Below are 19,244 nucleotides of genomic sequence, written 5' to 3'. Positions count from 1 at the left end.
TTTAATCTATTCTTATTGTACCTCATAACACCCGGAAGTGCTGTATTAACCTTTCCAGGGCGATCGCTTTAGTTGTTATCGCTTTAGTTGTTGAGGTAATTGCCTCGTGATGACGATGGCTTAGTTTGCAAAAGCGGGAATTGAGCCTATCCCAAACCCAATTTTGATAGCTTCCATCCACTGTTGCACCAGATATTTCAAGGTTTCTTTGATGTCTGGCAGTGGTTCTCCTTCATACTCAGCTTGCTTATATATTTTCATCGCCTCGATATAGGCAAGAGCTAGAAAACCTGTGCAGAGAGCAGTAGTAACAGCAGCAATACATCTGAAAATGGGGAATCCACTTACTGGATTGAAGTTGTCCAACCCTGGTAACAAATCGATTAGTTGATCTTTGAAGGGTAGTGCATCTGTCATTCCGTTAAGCATAACACCAAATTGAGATAAAACGTCATGAACAGTTTGGATATTGTCATAATTAACTCCTGGCAAGTTGTTGAGAATTTGAGCCAGTTCAACCTCAATACCTGTTGTACCAATTACTGCACACAATTCTGAAAGAAGTTTCCCATCAAAATTGTAACCAAAGGTTTTGGAAATATCTGCAAGCATCCAAGATTGTAGAGTAGCTACTAGCGGTGTTTGCATCATTGGAACTGGCAACAATCGAGCGGTAAGTACCTTAGCGCATCCATCTATACACAAACCAAAAGATTTATCTGCCTTGGATTTCATCGCATTCAAAATTGCTTTTTTAGCAATCTCTTCTAGTAAATGTTCAGTGCCAAATAGTAAAGAGTCTAAACCGTAAGGTTTAATGTCGTAATGAGGTGTTTTTTCTCGCACTGCCATGACTGGGATCACTTTCTTAATTTCCGAAATGCCCCTGAGAAAAGGTTCTAACCAGCTTTTTTCCACTCCTGAAGCGCGAGTAATTACAGCAATAACTGGAAGTTCTTTCGCAATTGACGAAATCCAACGCCGATCGATTAGTGTTTCTCTTGTAACTTGAGAGTTTACACAGTACCAAATTGCATGGATTTGGTCTTCTGGTTCTTTGTATTTCTGTTGCTTGATGAACTTAGCAATTTGATCCTTGACCCTATCCTGCTGTTTTTTATTATTTTCAAGTCCCGGTGTATCATAGATTGCTATTGGTAGTCCTGGCTTTTGATATGGTGGGTTTGAAATGCTGTTTGTAACAGAGTCGCTAATGGGAAAATTCAACATTGAACTAATTAGTGTACTCTTCCCAGCCCCGGTACTGCCAATCACCAAAACGTTACATCTTTTAATCTGCTTGATAGCTGTTGGAAATCTATGACCAAAGCTTAAAACCATATCCAGCCACCGCTTTTTTATTTAAAGTTACGTCTATCAATGTATCAGTTTTCCCTACACTCCCGCATCCGATTTTTCTGAATAAGTATTTTTCTCTCAGCCTTCAAATGGTTGTGATTGCTTGAGACAGAGCTCATGATCGACGCCGGAAGGGTGATACCGCTGGCATTTCCCGACATTCGCGTTTCCGTTGAGAGACTTTTGGGGTGAGTCAGGGCGATCGCACTAAATTTGAAAAAGTATTGACAAAATCAATCAGCTATGTTATGAGCCTAGATGCGGGAGTATAGCTCAGTTGGTTAGAGCAGGTGACTCTTAATCTCAAGGTCGAAGGTTCAAGTTGACAGTAGGGTGCGTCGCTATCAGATTTTTTAGGTTTCTCAGTAGATGGCTGATGGCGACGCACCCTACGGCTATAATTTTTAAATCCAAAATCCAAAATTTAAAATCCAAAATTCAAAATAATTCACCTTCCCACGCCGCGATCAGGAGGCTCCTCGTCCGGGACAGGCAAAGAACTGGGTCTTACCTGCCGCTCCAAATACTTGCTCAAAGCGTAAGCGATATCCCCACGAGTCATCGGCTTCAAAGGATTAATCTTATTAGTTGCGATATCAACATTGACAAACCCTTCATAAAGTGCAGTAGCCAAAGACTTTCTAGCCCAATTAGGAATTTCGCCTGCATCTGGATACTTAGCTAAAATTTCGGAAATGCTGGGATCGGGAAACTGAAAAACCCCGTAAGCCTGAGCAAAAATCGCCAAAGCTTCAGCGCGAGTCACCCTTTGATTTGGGAAAAACATTCCGTCGCGATATCCACTCATCGTTCCCGTTTTCAAAGCAGTTTGAATCGCACTGTAAGCCCAGTAACTCTTCGGTACGTCCGGCAATTCCCTATCCGGTTTCTGAGCGGTTTTCCGGCGTTCCAAACCAAAAGTTTTCACTAAAATCACCGCCAAATCGGCGCGACTGACAAGGCCATCAGCATTAAAATTGCCACTGGCATCTTTATTCATCAATCCAGCACTCACAACCCGATCGATCGGGTCAATTATTTGTTGAGATTGAACCGCCATTGGGACTCCTTGCATTAGCGCGATCGCCAAAAAAATACTCACTAACTTTTTCACGATTTTAATCCTTTCTGTCGCTAAAACCATCATGAAAACAGCAGTAATATTTTTTCTGGTTCCATCAGTATTATTCTATGGTTTCGGCGGTGCGCTAGATTTGGGGATTATATATTAAAATCAAACATTTGCTTCTGGCAAAGCGCCCTGCATTTTACCCAACCAATCAATCAAATTATCCAATTGCTTTTGGGCCGTCAAAACCGCCATACCCCGAATAGTAACCTTCCCCTTGCTGTAGACAAAACGAGAGCGCAAATGTTCCGGCAAATTAGCCTTGAGTAAATTCCAAGCAGGCTCTTCCATAGCGGTTTCCAAAACTATGTTCTGCTTATTCTCCGGCTTAATCCGAGAAAAACCGATTTTTTTAGCAATTTGTTTGAGTTCGACCACACGGATAAGTTGCTGGGCTGGCAGAGGAATTGGCCCATAACGATCGCACCAATCAGCCTGAATCTGCTGTAACTCTTCTGAGTTATTAGCAGAAGCCACAGACCGATAAGCGCTCATCTTTTGATCCAAATCTGCGATGTAATCAGCAGGAATAAACGCCGTCAAAGTGAGGTCAATTTGCGCGTCCTCCACTTTCGGAATTTCCTGACCCTTAATTTCCCGAATAGCCTCCTCTAACATTTCAGCATACAAATCAAAACCGATCGCCTCCATTTGACCAGATTGTTCAGTACCCAAAACATCACCCGAACCGCGAATTTCCATATCTCGGACAGCCAACTGATAGCCCGAACCCAACTGCGCGAACTCTTGAATTGCCCGCAGCCTCTGCCTTGCAGCATCAGACAGTTGGTTCTGTTTGGGGTAAAACAGCCAAGCATGAGCTTGAATCCCCGCGCGTCCCACCCGTCCCCGCAACTGGTAAAGCTGACCCAAACCAAACTTCTGCGCGTCTTCAATTAAAATGGTATTGACTCGCGGAATATCCAAACCCGACTCAATAATCGTCGTGCACACCAAAATATCAAACTCCGCCGCACTGAAAGTCAGCATGATTGATTCTAGTTCCGACGCCTCCATTTGACCGTGGGCGATCGCAATTCTGGCAGACGGTACCATCTCCTGCAACTGAACGGCCAACTCATCAATCCCCTCAATCCGCGGCACCACGTAAAAAACCTGACCGCCCCTATCCAATTCTTGACGAATTGCCGATCGCACCACTTCCGGGTTATAGGGAGCCAAATGCGTCTGAATCGGGCGCCTGGAGGGAGGCGGAGTCGAAATCAAACTCATCTCGCGAATCCCCGACAGCGACATATACAAAGTCCGGGGAATCGGCGTTGCTGTCAAAGTCAGAACATCTACCTCTGTTTTGAGAGATTTAATTGCTTCCTTTTGCTTAACCCCAAACCGCTGTTCTTCATCCACCACCAACAAGCCCAAATCCCGAAATTTAATCGCTTTGCTCAAAACAGCTTGAGTACCGACAATCACATCTAATTCCCCAGTCGCCAAACGCTTGTGAATCTCCCGGCGCTCGGTTTCAGTGCGAAAGCGATTGAGCAAACCAACTTCGATCGGATAAGGGGAAAAACGCTCCGAGAGCGTGTGATAGTGCTGTTGGGTCAAAATCGTCGTCGGCGCGAGCAAAGCCACCTGCTTGCCCGCCGTAACCGCCTTAAAAATCGCTCTCAGAGCAACTTCTGTCTTGCCAAAACCGACATCGCCGCAGACCAAGCGATCCATCGGTCGATCGCCCTCCATATCGCGTTTGACATCCTGAGTTGCCTTCAACTGATCCGGGGTTGGCTGGTAAGGAAAAGAATCCTCCAATTCTTGTTGCCAAGGCATATCAGGAGGAAAAGCGTAACCTGTTTGTTTAGCTCTTTTAGCATAAAGATTCAGCAAATCCACTGCCAATTTCTTAACAGCTTTGCGAACCTTAGTTTTAGTTTTTTCCCAAGTTTGACCTGTCAGCTTGTTTAGATCCGGTACTTTATCGCCTACAGTCCGAAACCTGGACAAAGCGCCTAATTGATCTGCCGCCACCCTCAGAGTACCGTCAGCGTATTGAATCAATAAATATTCGCGAGTTTCCCGATCGATCGTCAAACGTTCCAACTTGATAAATTTGCCCACTCCGTGCTGGCGGTGAACTACATAATCACCAGGGCTTAATTTATTCGGGTCTACTTGCTTAGAAGCAGCGCGACGGCGCTTGCGGACGTAGCTAAAAGTAGCGAGAGAATGCTGACCGTAAAATTCCCGATCGGTAATTAAAACAATCCGAAAAGTCGGCAGAATAAAACCTTCCAATTCTGCCAGCCCGCTGTACTTCAAAGCAACCGGAACGTGCTGCAATTGCAACTTGTCGATCGCCAAATAATCGCGCGGATTCACCACAAACTGAGCCGGACAGTCGTGTTCCGACAGCAAAGAAACAGAACGACTCGGTTGAGCAGAAACTAGAAAAATGGTAAAACCCCGATCGCGCTCTTCCCTGAGCATTTGAGACAACTTAGCAAATTGGTGAGGCATCACCGGCACAGGTCTAGAAGCCAAATTAATCGCAGACGGTAGCTGGTCGCCCTCCGCAGAGCTTTGAAGTTTTTTAGCTGTAGAATCTTCGGCCAATTCAGAAAGTTCTAGCCTCTCGAAAGCTGCGACATCTGCCATAGATTCAGCAAAAGTGCGGTGAATTTTCGGAACTTTCAAATTAGCAATTGGCAATTTTTCTGTGGCCTCACCAGCAACAACAGATTCCCGATTGCAATTATTCCACTGTTCCTGTGCATTCTCATACCAGCGGTCGCTGTGAGCTTCGCACCCTTGGGGTTCGTCAACAACAACTAAAGTATTTTCTGGCAAATAATCCAACAAAGATGCAGGTTGCTCGAACGCTAAACCCAACAACCTGCGGACAAATTTTTCCGCTTCATTTTCGGGTTCATTTTCTGTGTCAACAGAGCCTATGTGGTTGATTTCGTCAACCTTTTTTTCAGATAAAACTGCTTTAATAATTGTGTTAAAATTAGTAGGAGTTAACACCAACCGATCGACCTTATCGAGCGATCGCTGCGAAGACGGGTCAAACTCCCGAATTTGCTCCAAATCATCCCCAAACCATTCCAGCCGCACTGGAAACTCAGCCGCCACCGGAAATACATCGACAATATCGCCCCGGCGACTCCACTGGCCCTCCATTTCTACCAGAGTCACTCGATCGTACCCCATCGACACCAGTTGGCGGTCAAGTATCTTCGAGTCTTGAACCGCACCTCGCTTCAGCGTCAGACAGTAGGGTTCAAAAGCAGCAGGTGGCGGCAAGTGAGACTGGAGAGCTCTTTCGGTAGCTACAATCGCGATCGGCTTAGAATTAGCGTTTGTTTCTCGTTTCTCGACCAAATCCGCCAGCACCTGCATTTGTCCCCAAGTCATTTCGTTCTCGTCGGAGTAAGATAGCTCGTAGGGCGAAGCCTCCGAAGTTGGGTAAAAATGCACAGTCTGCCAGCCCATAGCCTCCAGCCCTGCCACCCAGCGGCCCGCTTCTTCTAGAGTGGCCGTCACTACCAGTAAACTCCGCCCTTCTTGTTGTGCGAGGGCGGAAGCTACTAAACCTTTGGGCAACCGGGCGATGCCGTTGAGTTGCAAGCAGCGATGGCGCTTGAGCTTGTTGAGGAGTTCTGTGGCTAGGGGCGATCGCCCCAGGGTACGAATTATTGAAGAGAAAGTCATGCGCTTTTAATTTTAATCCCTGATCGGCGAAGGCTCTTTCCCTTGGCCTGTTAAGGAGATTGTACGACAAACATTCATGATTGTGCCGCTCTGCTGTTGACGCCTTGGAACTTAACTGGAGATAGATTTCTGCTTTAATATGTCGATCCTGCGATCGCGATCGAGCCAGTTCCGTTAATCTAGTGACAGGTTTAGAAAAAATTTCGATTTTGCGATCGAGATTTGCAGCTTCCAGACCTCTCCTGTCAGAAACCTCAGCCTAAAGGCGTGAGGCTTGAAAGAGAAATCTAACAGGCCATTCTGACCAGACTAAGCTTTAAATAGCTACGTTATTTAGGTCACGACACCCGCTTGATGCGAAGCTAGTCCCTTGCTCTGTCGCTAGTGGTTAAACAGTCTTAAGGTCACGCTCGACAGTGCTGCTAGCCGGCGCAAGCCTTTATAACTTTGTCGAAGCTAACTTTACCCCAGAAATGGGAGTTTGGGGCAACCATTCCCCAAAAATCGGAGAGGTTGCATAAAATTCCCTCTCCGACCCCGAAAGGGGATTTAATTCAATGTAAAGCCGTCCTATAAGGACGGGGCTTCAGACCCAGTTTTTTGGTGACTGCACCCAAAGACGGATACCCTGCCACGTACTCAAGTTGTGAAGATCGAAGAATTTTAGACATTAGGGAAATCCCCCAGATACTGGCGGCGTCGTCAATCTAAAATCTAAAATCTAAAATCTAAAATCGACTAACCGGGCACAGCGCTTCGCCGTTACTACCGAAAATTTTAGAAATGTCCCCAAGTACCGATATTCTGATTGTTCTCCTGCTAATTTTCCTCAATGGCTTGTTTGTGATGTCAGAGATGGCCATCATCTCTGTACGGAAGGTGAGACTGCAACAGATGGCCAACCAAGGTTCAGCCAATGCCCGCGTAGCCTTGGATCTGGCTAATGCCCCCAATCAGTTCTTGCCGACAGTTCAAATCGGGATTACGATGCTGGCCATTCTGTCGGGCGCTTTCGGAGAAACGACGATTTCTAGAAGAGTAGAGCCTTTGTTGCGCCTGATCCCTGCCCTCGCGCCCTATTCTCAGACGATCGCCTCAGTAGTAGCAGTTTTAACCATCACTTATCTGACCTTAATTATCGGCGAACTTGTGCCGAAGCGGCTAGCGCTCAACAACCCGGAGCCGATCGCCTCAAGCGTAGCAATTCCCATGCGAATGCTCTCAAAAATTGGCGCTCCTGCGGTTTATTTGTTAAGTCATTCCACTGACTTAGTGATGCGGCTGATGAGGATATCGCCCTCGACAGAACCGCAAGTTACAGAAGAGGAAATTAAAGTTTTAATCGAGCAAGGAACCGAAGCCGGAACCTTTGAAGAAGCCGAACAAGACATGGTAGAAAGAGTCTTTCGTTTGGGCGATCGGCGAGTCAGCGCCTTAATGACCCCGCGTCCCGATCTTACCTGGCTCGACCTCGACGACTCAGTGGAAGAAAACCGCCAAAAAATGCTCGGCAGCGGTCATTCTCGGTTTCCCGTGTGTCAGGGAGGGCTCGACAACGTTGTCGGTTTAGTACACGTTACTGATATGCTGTCTCGGACTTTAACTGGTCAACCCCTAGATTTAAGCGCTTCTTTACGACGACCGTTATTTGTACCAGAAAGCACGCGGGGTTTAAAAGTATTAGAACTTTTCAAACAATCTAGCAATCAAATTGCCTTGGTAGTAGACGAATACGGCGTCATTCAAGGATTGGTTACAGTCAACGACATTTTAGTCGAACTCGTTGGCGACTTTCCCTCGATTGAAGATGCTGACGAGCCGGAAGCCGTGCAGCGCGAAGACGGTTCTTGGCTGTTAGACGGAATGCTAGCAGTCGAAGATTTTTTTGAGATATTTGGAATCGAAGAATTGTCAGCAGAACACAAAGGAAGTTACCACACAATGGGCGGTTTTGTGATTACAAATTTGGGCAAAATTCCCACAGCAGCCGAGCATTTTGAGTGGAACGGTTTGCGCGTGGAAGTAGTCGATATGGACGGGAACCGAGTTGATAAAGTCTTGGTAATGCCGATCGACTCAGCGGGCGATCGCTCCCCCAGCCAGCCAAAAACCCAAAACTAAAAACCATGTAATTTTAATCCATCGACATAATACCCGTAGGGGCGGGTTCACCAACCCTCATCGCCGGAAACAAACAATCTCAAAAACCCGCCCCCACCCAACGATAAATCATCACCTACATTTAGGAATTAAATATAAATATCAGGTTGATGTGAATTATTGGTGAGTGGGGCGGGTTTTTATATATTGTTGGTTATCGTTATATATTGGCAGGTTTACCCGCTCCTACGAGTTCGCAAATTGTACAATAACGAATCAACCAGACATAATATCAATTCTTCTTTTTTCTTTCCTCCTTCCGCAAAGCTTCCAGAATAGAACGGCCCACATAATCACTAAAAATTACTTCCCCAGCTTTATTGTAATGACAGCAGCTATCTACATAAACAGCATCTTTAGTCCCATCAAATACATTTACACCATTCAATATATTAATATTATTTTTTTCCAAATTAGGAAACTTTTTGAAAAGAGCCGGATATCCAATTTCTACAGATTTAGCATAAGGAGTCTCCTTGTTAAAAGCAATCTTCTTTTCGGCTTCACCAAACACCCTTTTCGTCTGATAATATTGATTAGGCTGAAGAACATGAAAATAAGGCACATTACTAGCTGACAGCACTTTGTGCATAAAAATTGAACTTTTTGCCCAATTCCATGCCATTTTTTCAAAAGCTACTGAATCCGGTAAAACCGCCTTATTAGTATTGATATAAATAACGCTGCTACTGTCATCTTTTTGTTGTTTAGTCTGTTCTTCTTCAAACTTAAGAACATCTGCTTTATAGTTATTTACTAGATGTTGAACGTAAACAGAAGTCAAAGCATCGCACGCAGCTAAAGAGCAGTTTTGTAAACGTTCCAAACCCTGATTAATCCTAGTTTTATTTTCTTGAATTCTGAGAGTTGCTTCCATAGCCTTAGTAGAAAGGCTATTATTCGCGAAGTTAGCCAGTGGCAAAATATGCTGAATGCTTGGCATCGCCAAATCGACGTGATTTTTATTGTTTAAGTTAGAAAGTGCTACTTCATTAAAGCCATCTATATTGACGACCATATCTAATTCTTGACCTAAAGCCAAAAAGTAGTTTAAAATTAATAATTGCTGCGGCTGTTTGTAGCCTCCCGTTGCAAAAGACAAAATTACAAATTCTTTATCTTTTAAACCGGGCAACTGTTTGAGGTATTTAGGTAAAATTTGATTCTGAACTTGAAATATTGCATAATCAGAAGCCACAGAACCGCCAAAAACTCCTATAAAAAACTGATTATTTTTAGTTTTTTTGAGAGGGTAATCGTAAGGAGAAATAAACCCATAATTATTGACTTTAAAACCCGGTCGAAAATCGCGGCTGGGTTTTTGAATAAACCCAAAAAAAGGATGAAATCTTTCCACAATAGACTGATTCAGCCGCACTCCTTCTAAATTTATTCCTAAATCCGACTTATCTTGCACTTTTTCTCTAGTATAGAAAAATTGCTTGTGCTTGACAAAATACCATCCCAAGGAACCGAGTTCCAGGAAAACCAGTAAAAGCGCTAAGTTAATCAAAGTTATCTTGAGAACTTCTTGTCCGTTTTTGAGGAATTTTAAATCTTTCATAAACTTTTATTTCGACTCTCTTACTACTTTAATAATTGAACTAGAAACATAGTTTGCCAATACTTCGTCTCCGACTGAATTATAGTGGCAGCAGGCATCTTTGTAAACCGTCTCTTTTGTATTATCTAAAATATTCACTGCGCTAAAAACATTAACCCCAGCTTTTTGCAAATCATCGACTTTAGACAACAATACCGGATAACCTTTTTTCACCCCTTCAATGTAGGGACTCTCTGTGTTAATCGCGATTTCCTTTTCCTTGGCGGTAAACGCTCGCTTAGTAGGATAATACTGGTTGGGCTGGATAAAGTGAAAATACTTAATCTTTCTACTTGATAAAATTTGATTCATCCCGATCGACGATTGGTACCACATTGATGCCATTTTGTCAAAAGCAGCGGCATCCTGCAAAACAGAGTCAGCTTTGGGAATGTACACTATACTGCTATTTGCCGTGTCTGGGTTGGATGGTTTAACTTGCGAATCGTACTTGAGCACTGCTTGCTGGTAATTGTTGACTAATTGTTTCACCTGTAGCGAGGTGACAGCGTGACACAAAGCAAGTTGACAAGTTTGCAATTTGTCAATACCTGCTTTCAATTGTTTTTTTGTTTCGTTAATTTTCACTATGGAACTCATCACTTCTGGCGACAAGTTATTGCTCGCTAAACCTGTTAACGGCTGTATGTGCTGAACGCTGGGCATTCCTATTTCAACTTGGGCTTTGTTGTTTAAATTTGACAGTGCTACTTCGTTAAAACCGTCAATATTGATGACTATATCTAACTCTTGACCCAAAGCCAAAAAGTAATTTAAAATTAACAATTGTTGCGGCTGTTTGTAGCCTCCGTTGCCAAAATTTAAAACAATAATTTCCTTGTTGGCAAATTCTCGATAAGTCTTCAATTTGTTAGACAATCGACGATTTACGTATTCAGCAACGGCAAAATTATTCGCAACTGAACCGCCAAAAACTCCGATGATAACTTGATTTTTATTGGTTTTCACAACCGGATATTCGTAGAGGGAAAAAAAACCCTGTTTGTTGACTTTTAACTTTAATTTTTCATTAGTGAAAGCACCTTGTTTTAGCACATACCCAAAAAGGGGGTGCAGTCTTTCTACGATAGATTCATCAAGTCTAATGCCGATCCTTTCAATATCTTCTACTACTTTTTCTTTGGCTTTAGTTCGGGTATAAAAAAACTGCTTTTGGTTGATAAAATAAAAAGCTAGCGACAAAGCTTCCAGACAAATAAAGGCGATCGCCAAATTAACCGCGATTATAATTAATATGTTTTTGCTTTTTTTTAGCGCCGTTGAATCTTTCATGAAATTTGACTGATTACGGTTGTTTTTTGGGTACTTGAGACTGCTTCAAATTTTCGCACAAATTTCGGTTAATCAGGATACTAGCCAGCCGATGTCCGAGTTCATTCCAGTGACCTCCACAGGGTACAGAATTCTCAAAACCGTGGGCGCAGACTTGATATTTTTCAGTGTAACCTTGGATCTGTTCGGATAAATTCAGTACCCGAAAACCCTCGCGCGCGCCCAATTTTTCCAGCCGCCTATCGGGATAAAACAAATCCTGAATGTTGTTCTTTGTCATAAAATCTTTTCGCACCGGGGCCTCCGGTCTAACTTGCGTCGGATCGCCGATCGTCACAAGCAAGAAATCAGCATTTTTCTGCACGACTTCATTCCGCATCGTCACAATCAAACCCTCTGTCACCCTCCAAGCCTCTTGCCAAGCTGCATTCTGAGGTTCCTTGAGGTTTTGGGTACTTAAATTGGTAAAATCCTCAGATAACTCGCGCTTTTTCCTTTCTAAGTCTACTTTTTTAATAACCTGCAAAATGCGCGAATTGTTGACTAGCCAACTTGGCATCCTGTCTACGAAGGAAACTGCTCTTTCGTTGCGATCGATCGGCGGCAGATTGCGAAAAGACATATCCGGTACTAACTTGCCACTAGAATCATAAGCAAAAAATGGTCGGTAGCGATCGTATTCCAGTTTCGGAGAATTATTTATCACATCATTGCCAATAAAAAAAGCAAGAATTACAATATCAGGATTGTAATCCCACACTTTTTTTCGCAGCATAATTAATTCTTGAGCAGTACCGTAGCCCTGCACCCCGAAATTAATTACCTCAACATTTTTGCGTCCCTTAACAGCTTCGCAGTTGCCTAACTTTCGTTCCAATTTTGACCAGAAAGTTTGTTCGACAGGTACGTGAATTGCTTCGGTGAAAGAATCGCCCAAAACCGCAACGCGCAAAGTATTTGGAGGTTTTGCTTTTGTATGTTCCCGATCGCGCAAACCCTCGCTATTCACCTGCACAAAACTCGCACCTTCCCCATTCCACTCGCCCGACACACCAGGTTTCAGCTTCCAGCCCAAATTCGGATCGGAAGTGTGAAAACGAGTTGGCGCAGAGTCTGCGAAATCTCCTATTTTTGGATAGCCCTCAACTTTAGCCACTCGCAATCCAATTTCACCAATTACCACCCCCATCAATAAACCGCCGAGTGTCAAACCCAAATTGACACCCAAATCTTTCAACTTGCTCATTATTTCAAAACAGGGTGTAAATAAACGGAGCAATCACAGAACCCTGACTCAATACAATCAAAGCTCCCAAAAAGACTAAAGTCACAATCAGGGGCAACAGCCAATACTTTTGGCGTTCTTTCATAAACGCCCACAAATCTTTGATAAAATCTAAAGTTGCTTCAAACACTTAAAAAGGACGCTCCATACTAACTTTGGTTCTTGCTTTACTTGGGACGCGGTAAGTATCCATTTTAGGATTGAGTTTGCGCCGCATTGCATCTTCGCCCAACAGGCTTTTAATAACTCCCATCGGCCAAACTATCAGGTAAAAAACTATCCCTAGGACGATCGGCGTTTCGATTTTGTTAAGAATAATTCCAAAGCGCATCCACCCGTGATAAACGGGATTAAGCGATTTCGGCGCCACCAATGCTAGCAGCACCATCACCCCGCAGATTGCCCAAGGCCACCAAGGTAGAGAATGCCGCCGCAGTAAAGGTACTGCTAAACCGAACAGCACTGCAATCAAGCCGCCAATTAGCAGCCCGAAATCGCGCAAGCCTTTTTTGTCTAGTTTTTTAATTTCGTCGCTCATTAGAAATGGGGAATGGGGAATGGGGAATGGGGAATGGGGAATGGGGAATGGGGAATGGGGAATGGGGAATTAGTTATTAGTTATTCGTTCCAACTAATAACTAATGACTAATGACTAATGACTAATGACTAATGACTAATCTAGTTCAAATTCATTTTTCCAAGCATCATCTTGTTTCCAAGGAATTTGTTCGGACTTGGGAAGCAAGTAATTTTCCAAAACCAGATAGTCCATTTCGGTTCGCATGAAACAGCGGTAAGCATCCTCTGGAGTGCAAACAATGGGTTCGCCTCGGACGTTGAAAGAAGTATTTACCACAATAGAACAGCCCGATCGCTTTTCAAAATGGCTGATTAAGTCATAGTAGCGAGGATTGGTTTCTTTGTGAACAGTTTGGATGCGAGCCGAGTAATCGACGTGGGTGACAGCCGGAATCTCGGAACGCGGAATGTTGAGCTTTTCAATGCCAAACAACTGCTCTTGTTCCGCAGTCATGGGAATGCGGAGACTGGATTTGACAGGTGCTACTAATAGCATATAAGGGCTGGAATGGTCAATCTCGAAATAATCCGCAACTCGTTCGGCTAAGATTGACGGCGCAAAAGGTCGAAATGATTCCCGATATTTAATTTTCAGGTTCATCACGGACTGCATTTTAGCACTGCGGGGATCGCCAATGATCGATCGACCGCCCAGAGCCCGCGGCCCAAATTCCATCCGCCCCTGGAACCATCCCACCACATTTCCCTGTTCCAAAATTTCCGCCAACTGCGGCATTAATTCGGCATCCTCCAATCGGTGATAGCTGGCTTTGACAGCATCCAAATATTCGAGAATTTCTGCGTCAGTAAACCTCGGCCCCAAATATGAGCCCCGCATTTTGTCGTGACAAGTTAAATGAGCAACAGACTTCGCCACAGTTGCCACCGCTTGGTTTGCAGTGAGAACTTCAGTCCTCTCCTCAACCGCTGCGTTTGTAGTGATAAGTTCAGTTTTGAGGGATTCTATACTATTTGCTGTCGAGTTCGCGCTCACAGTGCGAGTTTGTTCGTAATACTGATACCAAATCGCCAAAGCCGCACCCAAAGCACCGCCAGCATCTCCCGCTGCAGGCTGAATCCAAATATCTTTGAAAATACCTTCCCGCAAGAGTCTGCCGTTAGCAACACAGTTGAGAGCAACGCCGCCGGCAAGACAAAGATAATCCACATCCAATTCTTTTTTAACTGTTCTGCAAAGCCGCAAAACAACTTCTTCGGTAACAACTTGAATGGAAGCTGCAATGTCCATTTCTCGCTGAGTCAATTTTCCTTCAGCTTGACGTGGCGGCCCTTCAAACAGTTCGTCAAACTTCTTGTTTGTCATGGTTAAGCCAACTGTATAGTTGAAATAATCCATGTTCAAACGGAAAGTTCCGTCATCTTTGAGGTCGATTAAATAGTTGAGAATCTTGTCTACATACTTGGGTTCGCCATAAGGAGCTAAACCCATGAGTTTGTATTCACCAGAGTTGACTTTGAAGCCGGTGTAATAGGTGAAAGCTGAATAAAGCAAACCCAAGGAGTGGGGAAAATCGATTTCCCACTGAGGTGTAAGTTGGTTCCCGTCTCCCAACCAAACTGAGGTTGTGGCCCACTCGCCCACGCCGTCGAGGCACAAAACGGCTGCTTTTTGAAACGGGCTGGGGAAAAATGCCGATGCTGCGTGGGATTGGTGGTGTTCGGTAAATAGCAGAGATGGCAGTTTATTTGTTTTGCAGTTTGCTATTGCTGCCAGATCTCTTTTGAGCATGGTTTTGAGGTAAAGCTTTTCTTTGAGCCATATCGGCATGGCTGCTAGGAAAGAGCGAAAACCTTGGGGTGCGTAGGCTAAATAGGTTTCGAGAAGGCGCTCGAATTTGACTAAAGGTTTGTCGTAAAAAACTATTCGATCGACTTCCCGCAAATCTATTTTTGCTTCTTTCAAGCAATAAGCGATCGCATTCTTAGGGAATCTGGCGTCATGCTTTTTGCGGGAAAATCTTTCTTCCTGCGCTGCTGCTATAATTTCTCCGTCGCGAATTAAGGCTGCGGCGCTGTCGTGATAGTACGCCGAGATTCCAAGTATGTTCATCGCTCTCCTCACAAATCGCAATGCGTTTGCTTTTGACTATTTAGAATAGCTAACGATTATAGCTGCTTCAGTGCTGATTGGGAATTGAATTTTGCGATCGCCTCTAATTTTACCTGGATCGATGTCGGTGCAAAGTCCGAGGACGATCGGCTGTTAGAGAGCATTTAAGCTAGCGCCGGCTTATCCTGCGCCCCCAAGCTCTGAAGTAAGTTACTACCGGGAATTGATAAAATTCACCTATCAACCACAGCACGATTCCTAAATGGGACAAAAAAGCTAAGCCTGTCCAAGCTAGGGGCAGCCACGACAACCGGCTGCCGGGAACCGGGGGAAAATAGTAAGCTGAAAGTCCCAGCAAGGTAGTGGGAAGGAATATTAGACCCAAAGCCGCTGCCAAGTAGGGCCATCCGAATTCTACGCCTTCGAGGTGGGCTCCTATCCACTGTTTGCCGTTCCAGTGCCAAGTTACGGGCGGTTGGCGATCGGCCATTTGGAGCGATTGTCTTTCAACGCTGGCGGTATAAATGTGCTGGCAGAAGTTGCAAGCTAGGGCGTCCATCAGTGCTAGGGTGGAAATTTGACCGGTGCGGCACACGGGACAGGGATATGTATCTTGAGGGTTGAAAGGTCGGGTTGATTTTTTGAAAATCTGCATAGATTAGGCTGTTTGTCAAGATATTGAGCGATCTTAACAAAGTACAGAGATTATGGGTTGGGTAAGGTGGGTTTTGCCTGTAAAATAGCATCCTGTAGGGGCGGGTTTTACGAATAATATTTAATGACCGCAAACCATCTATATAAACCCGCCCCCACACAACTAATAACCCAGATCAACCTTTCTTTCGCTCGAAGCATAAAAATGTAAATTGCGATTTATCGCCTTGTGGGGGCGGGTTTATGAGATTATTGATTTTAGGCAAATATTGTTGGTAAAACCCGCCCCTACAGATTAATGATTAATGGTCGATGATTCGGATTAATTGCGGTGATTGTTGCTGTACCGAATTCGGGCTCCTGCCCAGTGAAGTTTTTCCCTCAAAGTGTTGAAATAAGAATAGTTTTCCCGCAAAATGATAAACTTGGCTTCGCAGTCCGCCTTCCGCACGTCTACGCGCTGTCCTGGCCAAATTGCAGTACCCAAAATGCCGTCTGTCCAGAGTTTGGTACTGAGTTCGTAATCTGCTAAAGGCCAAATGCTGACGACTGAACCGGGCGGCAGGACGATCGCCCGACTGGATAAACTCAAAGGGCAAATCGGAGTAACTGCGATCGCCTCCATTCCCGAGTGCATTATCGGCCCGTTGGCAGATGCGGTGTAGCAAGTCGAACCGGTGGGAGTTGCCACAATTAAACCGTCGCCTTGATATTGATCGACTACTTCGCCGTCAACTTCCATTTCTAGAATACAGCTCGGCATTCGATCGGCTGAAGCAGGTTTGACACACATTTCATTGAGTGCCAAAAATCGATCGCTTTGGGGTTCGAGATTGCTTCTGTTTCCCTCAAAAACTGTTGCCTGCAACATCATCCGCGTCTGCACAGCATACCTGTCTTCCGAAAGTCTGTCCCAAATCTCCTCAGTATTTTGGAAATCATCAAAAGACTCGGTTAAAAAACCCAGATGTCCCCCCACATTCGCTGCCAAAATCGGGATGCCGTCAGCAGCCAAATTCCGCGCCGCAGCTAGGGCAGTACCGTCGCCGCCGAGCACCACCGCTAAATCTATTGGGCTGTTACTAGAAGCTAAAAACACCGGATACGGGTTATCTTTGGGGCCACTCGGCCCCATTAAAACCTGACACCCGCGACTTTCTAATTGGCGGGCACACTGTTCTGCCCACCGCTGGCTGAGGGTATCTCTGGCTTTGTGGGCGATAATTACTTGTTTTAGTTGCACAACCTATCGATTTTAGATTTTAGATTTTGGATTTTGGATTGTTAGATTTTAGAGTGAGCTCACAATCTATCGATATTTGGATTTTTGATTGTTAGATCTTAGGCTGAGTGAAATATCTTAAAATGTTCGATCGCAGAAATTGGTTTTGGACATCAGGTTAGATTTTAAACTATTTTTGAGCATTGCGAGGCAGAGCCTGTGGATCTGCGTTACCAGGATTTGCCTGGTAAAAAGAAAGCCGGGAATAAGAAATATTATTATGACTGCATTTCCACATCTTCCGACTTCCCTCGGACTGACATCCGTTACATCCGTTACATCCGTTACATCCGTTACATCCGTTACAGAATCCGTTGCCGAACTTCCTTCACCCGTCGCTGCGGCTGGATTTGGGCCGTGGCCAGATAATGCTGGAATCGGCAGCGAGTAGGCTAGAAACTGCGCTGGCCCCAAAGCGGTTGAGGTGGCTGGGGTCAACAAAATAGTCATTGCGGCCCGGCCACCGCTGCGAAAAGTCGCGGAAAGCGAAGCCTTTTTGCCGCGAGAGTTGCTGCATTCGCTGTCGAAACTGCTGTTCTGCCCGCAGGCGAGTTCCGTCTAAGTAGTCGTCGGTGAGGGGCAAATTGACGAAAATTAGGGGAATTTTGCGAGCTTTGGTAAATGCTACAACTGAATTAAAGGCTGTTGCTTGTTTGCCTCCGAGGTTGAAGTTTTCGTAGTCGCGATCGTACTGGCCTGAAACGTAAGCGCGTTCTCGATAATAAGTGTTGGGATTGTACTTGCCCGACATAGCCATGAATCCGTTGGAGTCGATCGAATCTGCCAATTGGTTGAGTTGTCGGATGGCTACTGTTGTGCGTCGCGAGACTGGAATCAATTGTGCTTTTTGGGTTGCTGCATCTGCTGCGATCGGTTTTAAGTCATATCTTGCAGCCTTCTCAGCAACGGGCAAGATGCCCGTTCCACTTGACAGGAATTTGATTGGGGGGAGTAGGGGTTGGGTGTTAGCAACGGGCAAGATGCCGGTTCCACTTGACAGGAATTTGATTTTGGGGAGTAGGGGTTGGGTGTTAGCAACGGGCAAGATGCCGGTTCCACTAGAGAGGGATTTGATTGTGAGGAGTAGGGGTTGGGTGTTAGCAACGGGCAAGATGCCCGTTCCACTAGATAGGAATTTGATTGTGGGGAGTAGGGGGTGCGCGTCTTGCCCGCCCGTGAAAGGTCGATCGACAGATGCCCATGCTTTGCGGAAAGTATTTTTAGCGCAGGGCTGCGGGAATCTGTAACACTGGGGAATCACATTCGGTTCATCCAACTCCAGTTCGGGGCGAACGCCTGCGGCTATAAGTTGGCTGCCTTCAGAATCGAGGATCGAATTAAAAGTGCGATCGTCCCGGCCGCTGTTAAATGCGCGCACACCATCCGCCCAGACAATCATTTGAGGCAAATGATCCGGCTTCAAAAGCCGCCGCAGTTGAAAGTCAACTACTTGTGCAGTTGCACCGTTGACTGAAAAGTTAAATACTTTTAAGCCCGGACGGCCCCTTTGGGCCAAAGATTGTTTTAGCTGTTTGGGATCTACGCCCTGCAATGCGCGGGAACTGCCGACAATCAAAACATCTGGTGGCCCGACGGCAGCAACGTAGGATAGGTAAAGTTCGAGTTGTTCGTTGAGTAAATCGCTGCTGAAGCTGACTGTACTGGCTTGCGATCCGTTTGCGCCCGCTTGCTGTTGGGAATAAACCAGGTTTCTCATGTACTCCACCACTTTTTTCTCCGCAAAAGCCCGCCTGGGACTGCCGGGGGGAACGGCTTGCATCCAGGCGACGGCCTGCACCCACAGGGCGGCTACTTCGTCCCAGTCTTCTTTTGAATTGGCTGATTGAGCCAAATTAGAAGCTTGGGTGGCAAAGTTAACTGACTCCGTGAAGGCATCGTTTTGGGGGCATGAGGGAACGCTGAGGGATTTTCTGGTTTTGTTGGGGTTTTGAGCTAACAGAGACGTTGGCGACTGCGCTAGGACTGTGGATTCGATCGAACCCGATGGCCCTGCGGTGTTGGGTGGCTTCGTTGACGAACATCCCAAAGTTACGGCTAATACAGCGGCTGCGGCGCAGGTACGTTTGAGGATGCTGGTGCTGATGCTAGCAATGTAGCGGCGAATCATAAAGCTTTCAGCGATCGCGAAACATT

13 protein-coding genes are annotated in these 19,244 nt (G+C 45.3%); 1 reads left to right on the top strand and 12 read right to left on the bottom strand.

The window, feature by feature from the left end; all coding sequences use genetic code 11:
* Positions 1-120: 120 nt before the first annotated feature.
* From QUB12_RS17695 to mfd, 3 genes are all read right to left on the bottom strand, one after another.
* On the bottom strand, positions 121-1,341 hold the full coding sequence (locus QUB12_RS17695; protein ID WP_333307824.1) for a GTPase domain-containing protein: 1,221 nt from the start codon (positions 1,339-1,341) through the stop codon (positions 121-123).
* A 466-nt stretch (positions 1,342-1,807) separates the two neighbouring features.
* Positions 1,808-2,461 carry an S-layer homology domain-containing protein gene (locus QUB12_RS17690; protein ID WP_333288219.1) on the bottom strand — a complete coding sequence of 218 codons (654 nt, stop codon included), beginning with the start codon at positions 2,459-2,461 and terminating at the stop codon, positions 1,808-1,810.
* Positions 2,462-2,593: 132 nt separating this feature from the next.
* Positions 2,594-6,163 carry a transcription-repair coupling factor gene (mfd, locus tag QUB12_RS17685; RefSeq protein WP_333307822.1) on the bottom strand — a complete coding sequence of 1,190 codons (3,570 nt, stop codon included), beginning with the start codon at positions 6,161-6,163 and terminating at the stop codon, positions 2,594-2,596.
* A 783-nt stretch (positions 6,164-6,946) separates the two neighbouring features.
* Between mfd and QUB12_RS17680 the strand changes: the two genes are divergently transcribed.
* Positions 6,947-8,284: a hemolysin family protein gene (locus QUB12_RS17680; RefSeq protein WP_333146644.1), complete on the top strand. Its 1,338-nt coding sequence runs from the start codon at positions 6,947-6,949 to the stop codon at positions 8,282-8,284.
* A 271-nt stretch (positions 8,285-8,555) separates the two neighbouring features.
* On the opposite strand, the gene QUB12_RS17675 is transcribed toward QUB12_RS17680, so the two are convergent.
* From QUB12_RS17675 to QUB12_RS17635, 9 genes are all read right to left on the bottom strand, one after another.
* Positions 8,556-9,887, bottom strand: coding sequence for a hypothetical protein (locus QUB12_RS17675; protein WP_333146642.1), 1,332 nt, complete (start codon positions 9,885-9,887; stop codon positions 8,556-8,558).
* A gap of 6 nt (positions 9,888-9,893) precedes the next feature.
* On the bottom strand, positions 9,894-11,219 hold the full coding sequence (locus QUB12_RS17670; protein ID WP_333307820.1) for a hypothetical protein: 1,326 nt from the start codon (positions 11,217-11,219) through the stop codon (positions 9,894-9,896).
* Between the two features lie 13 nt (positions 11,220-11,232).
* Complete coding sequence (locus QUB12_RS17665; RefSeq protein ID WP_333307818.1) at positions 11,233-12,465, bottom strand: SGNH/GDSL hydrolase family protein; 1,233 nt, start codon at positions 12,463-12,465, stop codon at positions 11,233-11,235.
* A 4-nt stretch (positions 12,466-12,469) separates the two neighbouring features.
* Complete coding sequence (locus QUB12_RS17660) at positions 12,470-12,634, bottom strand: DUF5989 family protein (RefSeq protein ID WP_333127910.1); 165 nt, start codon at positions 12,632-12,634, stop codon at positions 12,470-12,472.
* Positions 12,635-13,042, bottom strand: a complete 408-nt coding sequence (locus QUB12_RS17655) for an SxtJ family membrane protein (RefSeq protein WP_333146636.1) — start codon at positions 13,040-13,042, stop codon at positions 12,635-12,637.
* 135 nt (positions 13,043-13,177) lie between these two features.
* Positions 13,178-15,154, bottom strand: a complete 1,977-nt coding sequence (locus tag QUB12_RS17650) for a carbamoyltransferase (protein WP_333146634.1) — start codon at positions 15,152-15,154, stop codon at positions 13,178-13,180.
* A gap of 169 nt (positions 15,155-15,323) precedes the next feature.
* The gene (locus QUB12_RS17645; RefSeq protein WP_333146632.1) at positions 15,324-15,809 is read right to left on the bottom strand and encodes a hypothetical protein; all 486 of its coding nucleotides are present in this window, start codon (positions 15,807-15,809) and stop codon (positions 15,324-15,326) included.
* A 321-nt stretch (positions 15,810-16,130) separates the two neighbouring features.
* Positions 16,131-17,051, bottom strand: coding sequence for an NAD(+) kinase (locus QUB12_RS17640; RefSeq protein WP_333146630.1), 921 nt, complete (start codon positions 17,049-17,051; stop codon positions 16,131-16,133).
* A gap of 367 nt (positions 17,052-17,418) precedes the next feature.
* A complete protein-coding gene (locus QUB12_RS17635; protein WP_333307816.1) occupies positions 17,419-19,218 on the bottom strand; it encodes a hypothetical protein in 1,800 nt (599 codons plus the stop codon).
* Between the last annotated feature and the right edge of the window lie 26 nt (positions 19,219-19,244).

It is taken from the genome of Microcoleus sp. B7-D4 (genome assembly GCF_036705125.1).
Lineage (GTDB): Bacteria > Cyanobacteriota > Cyanobacteriia > Cyanobacteriales > Microcoleaceae > Microcoleus.
This window is presented reverse-complemented; position numbering and strand designations above follow the sequence as displayed.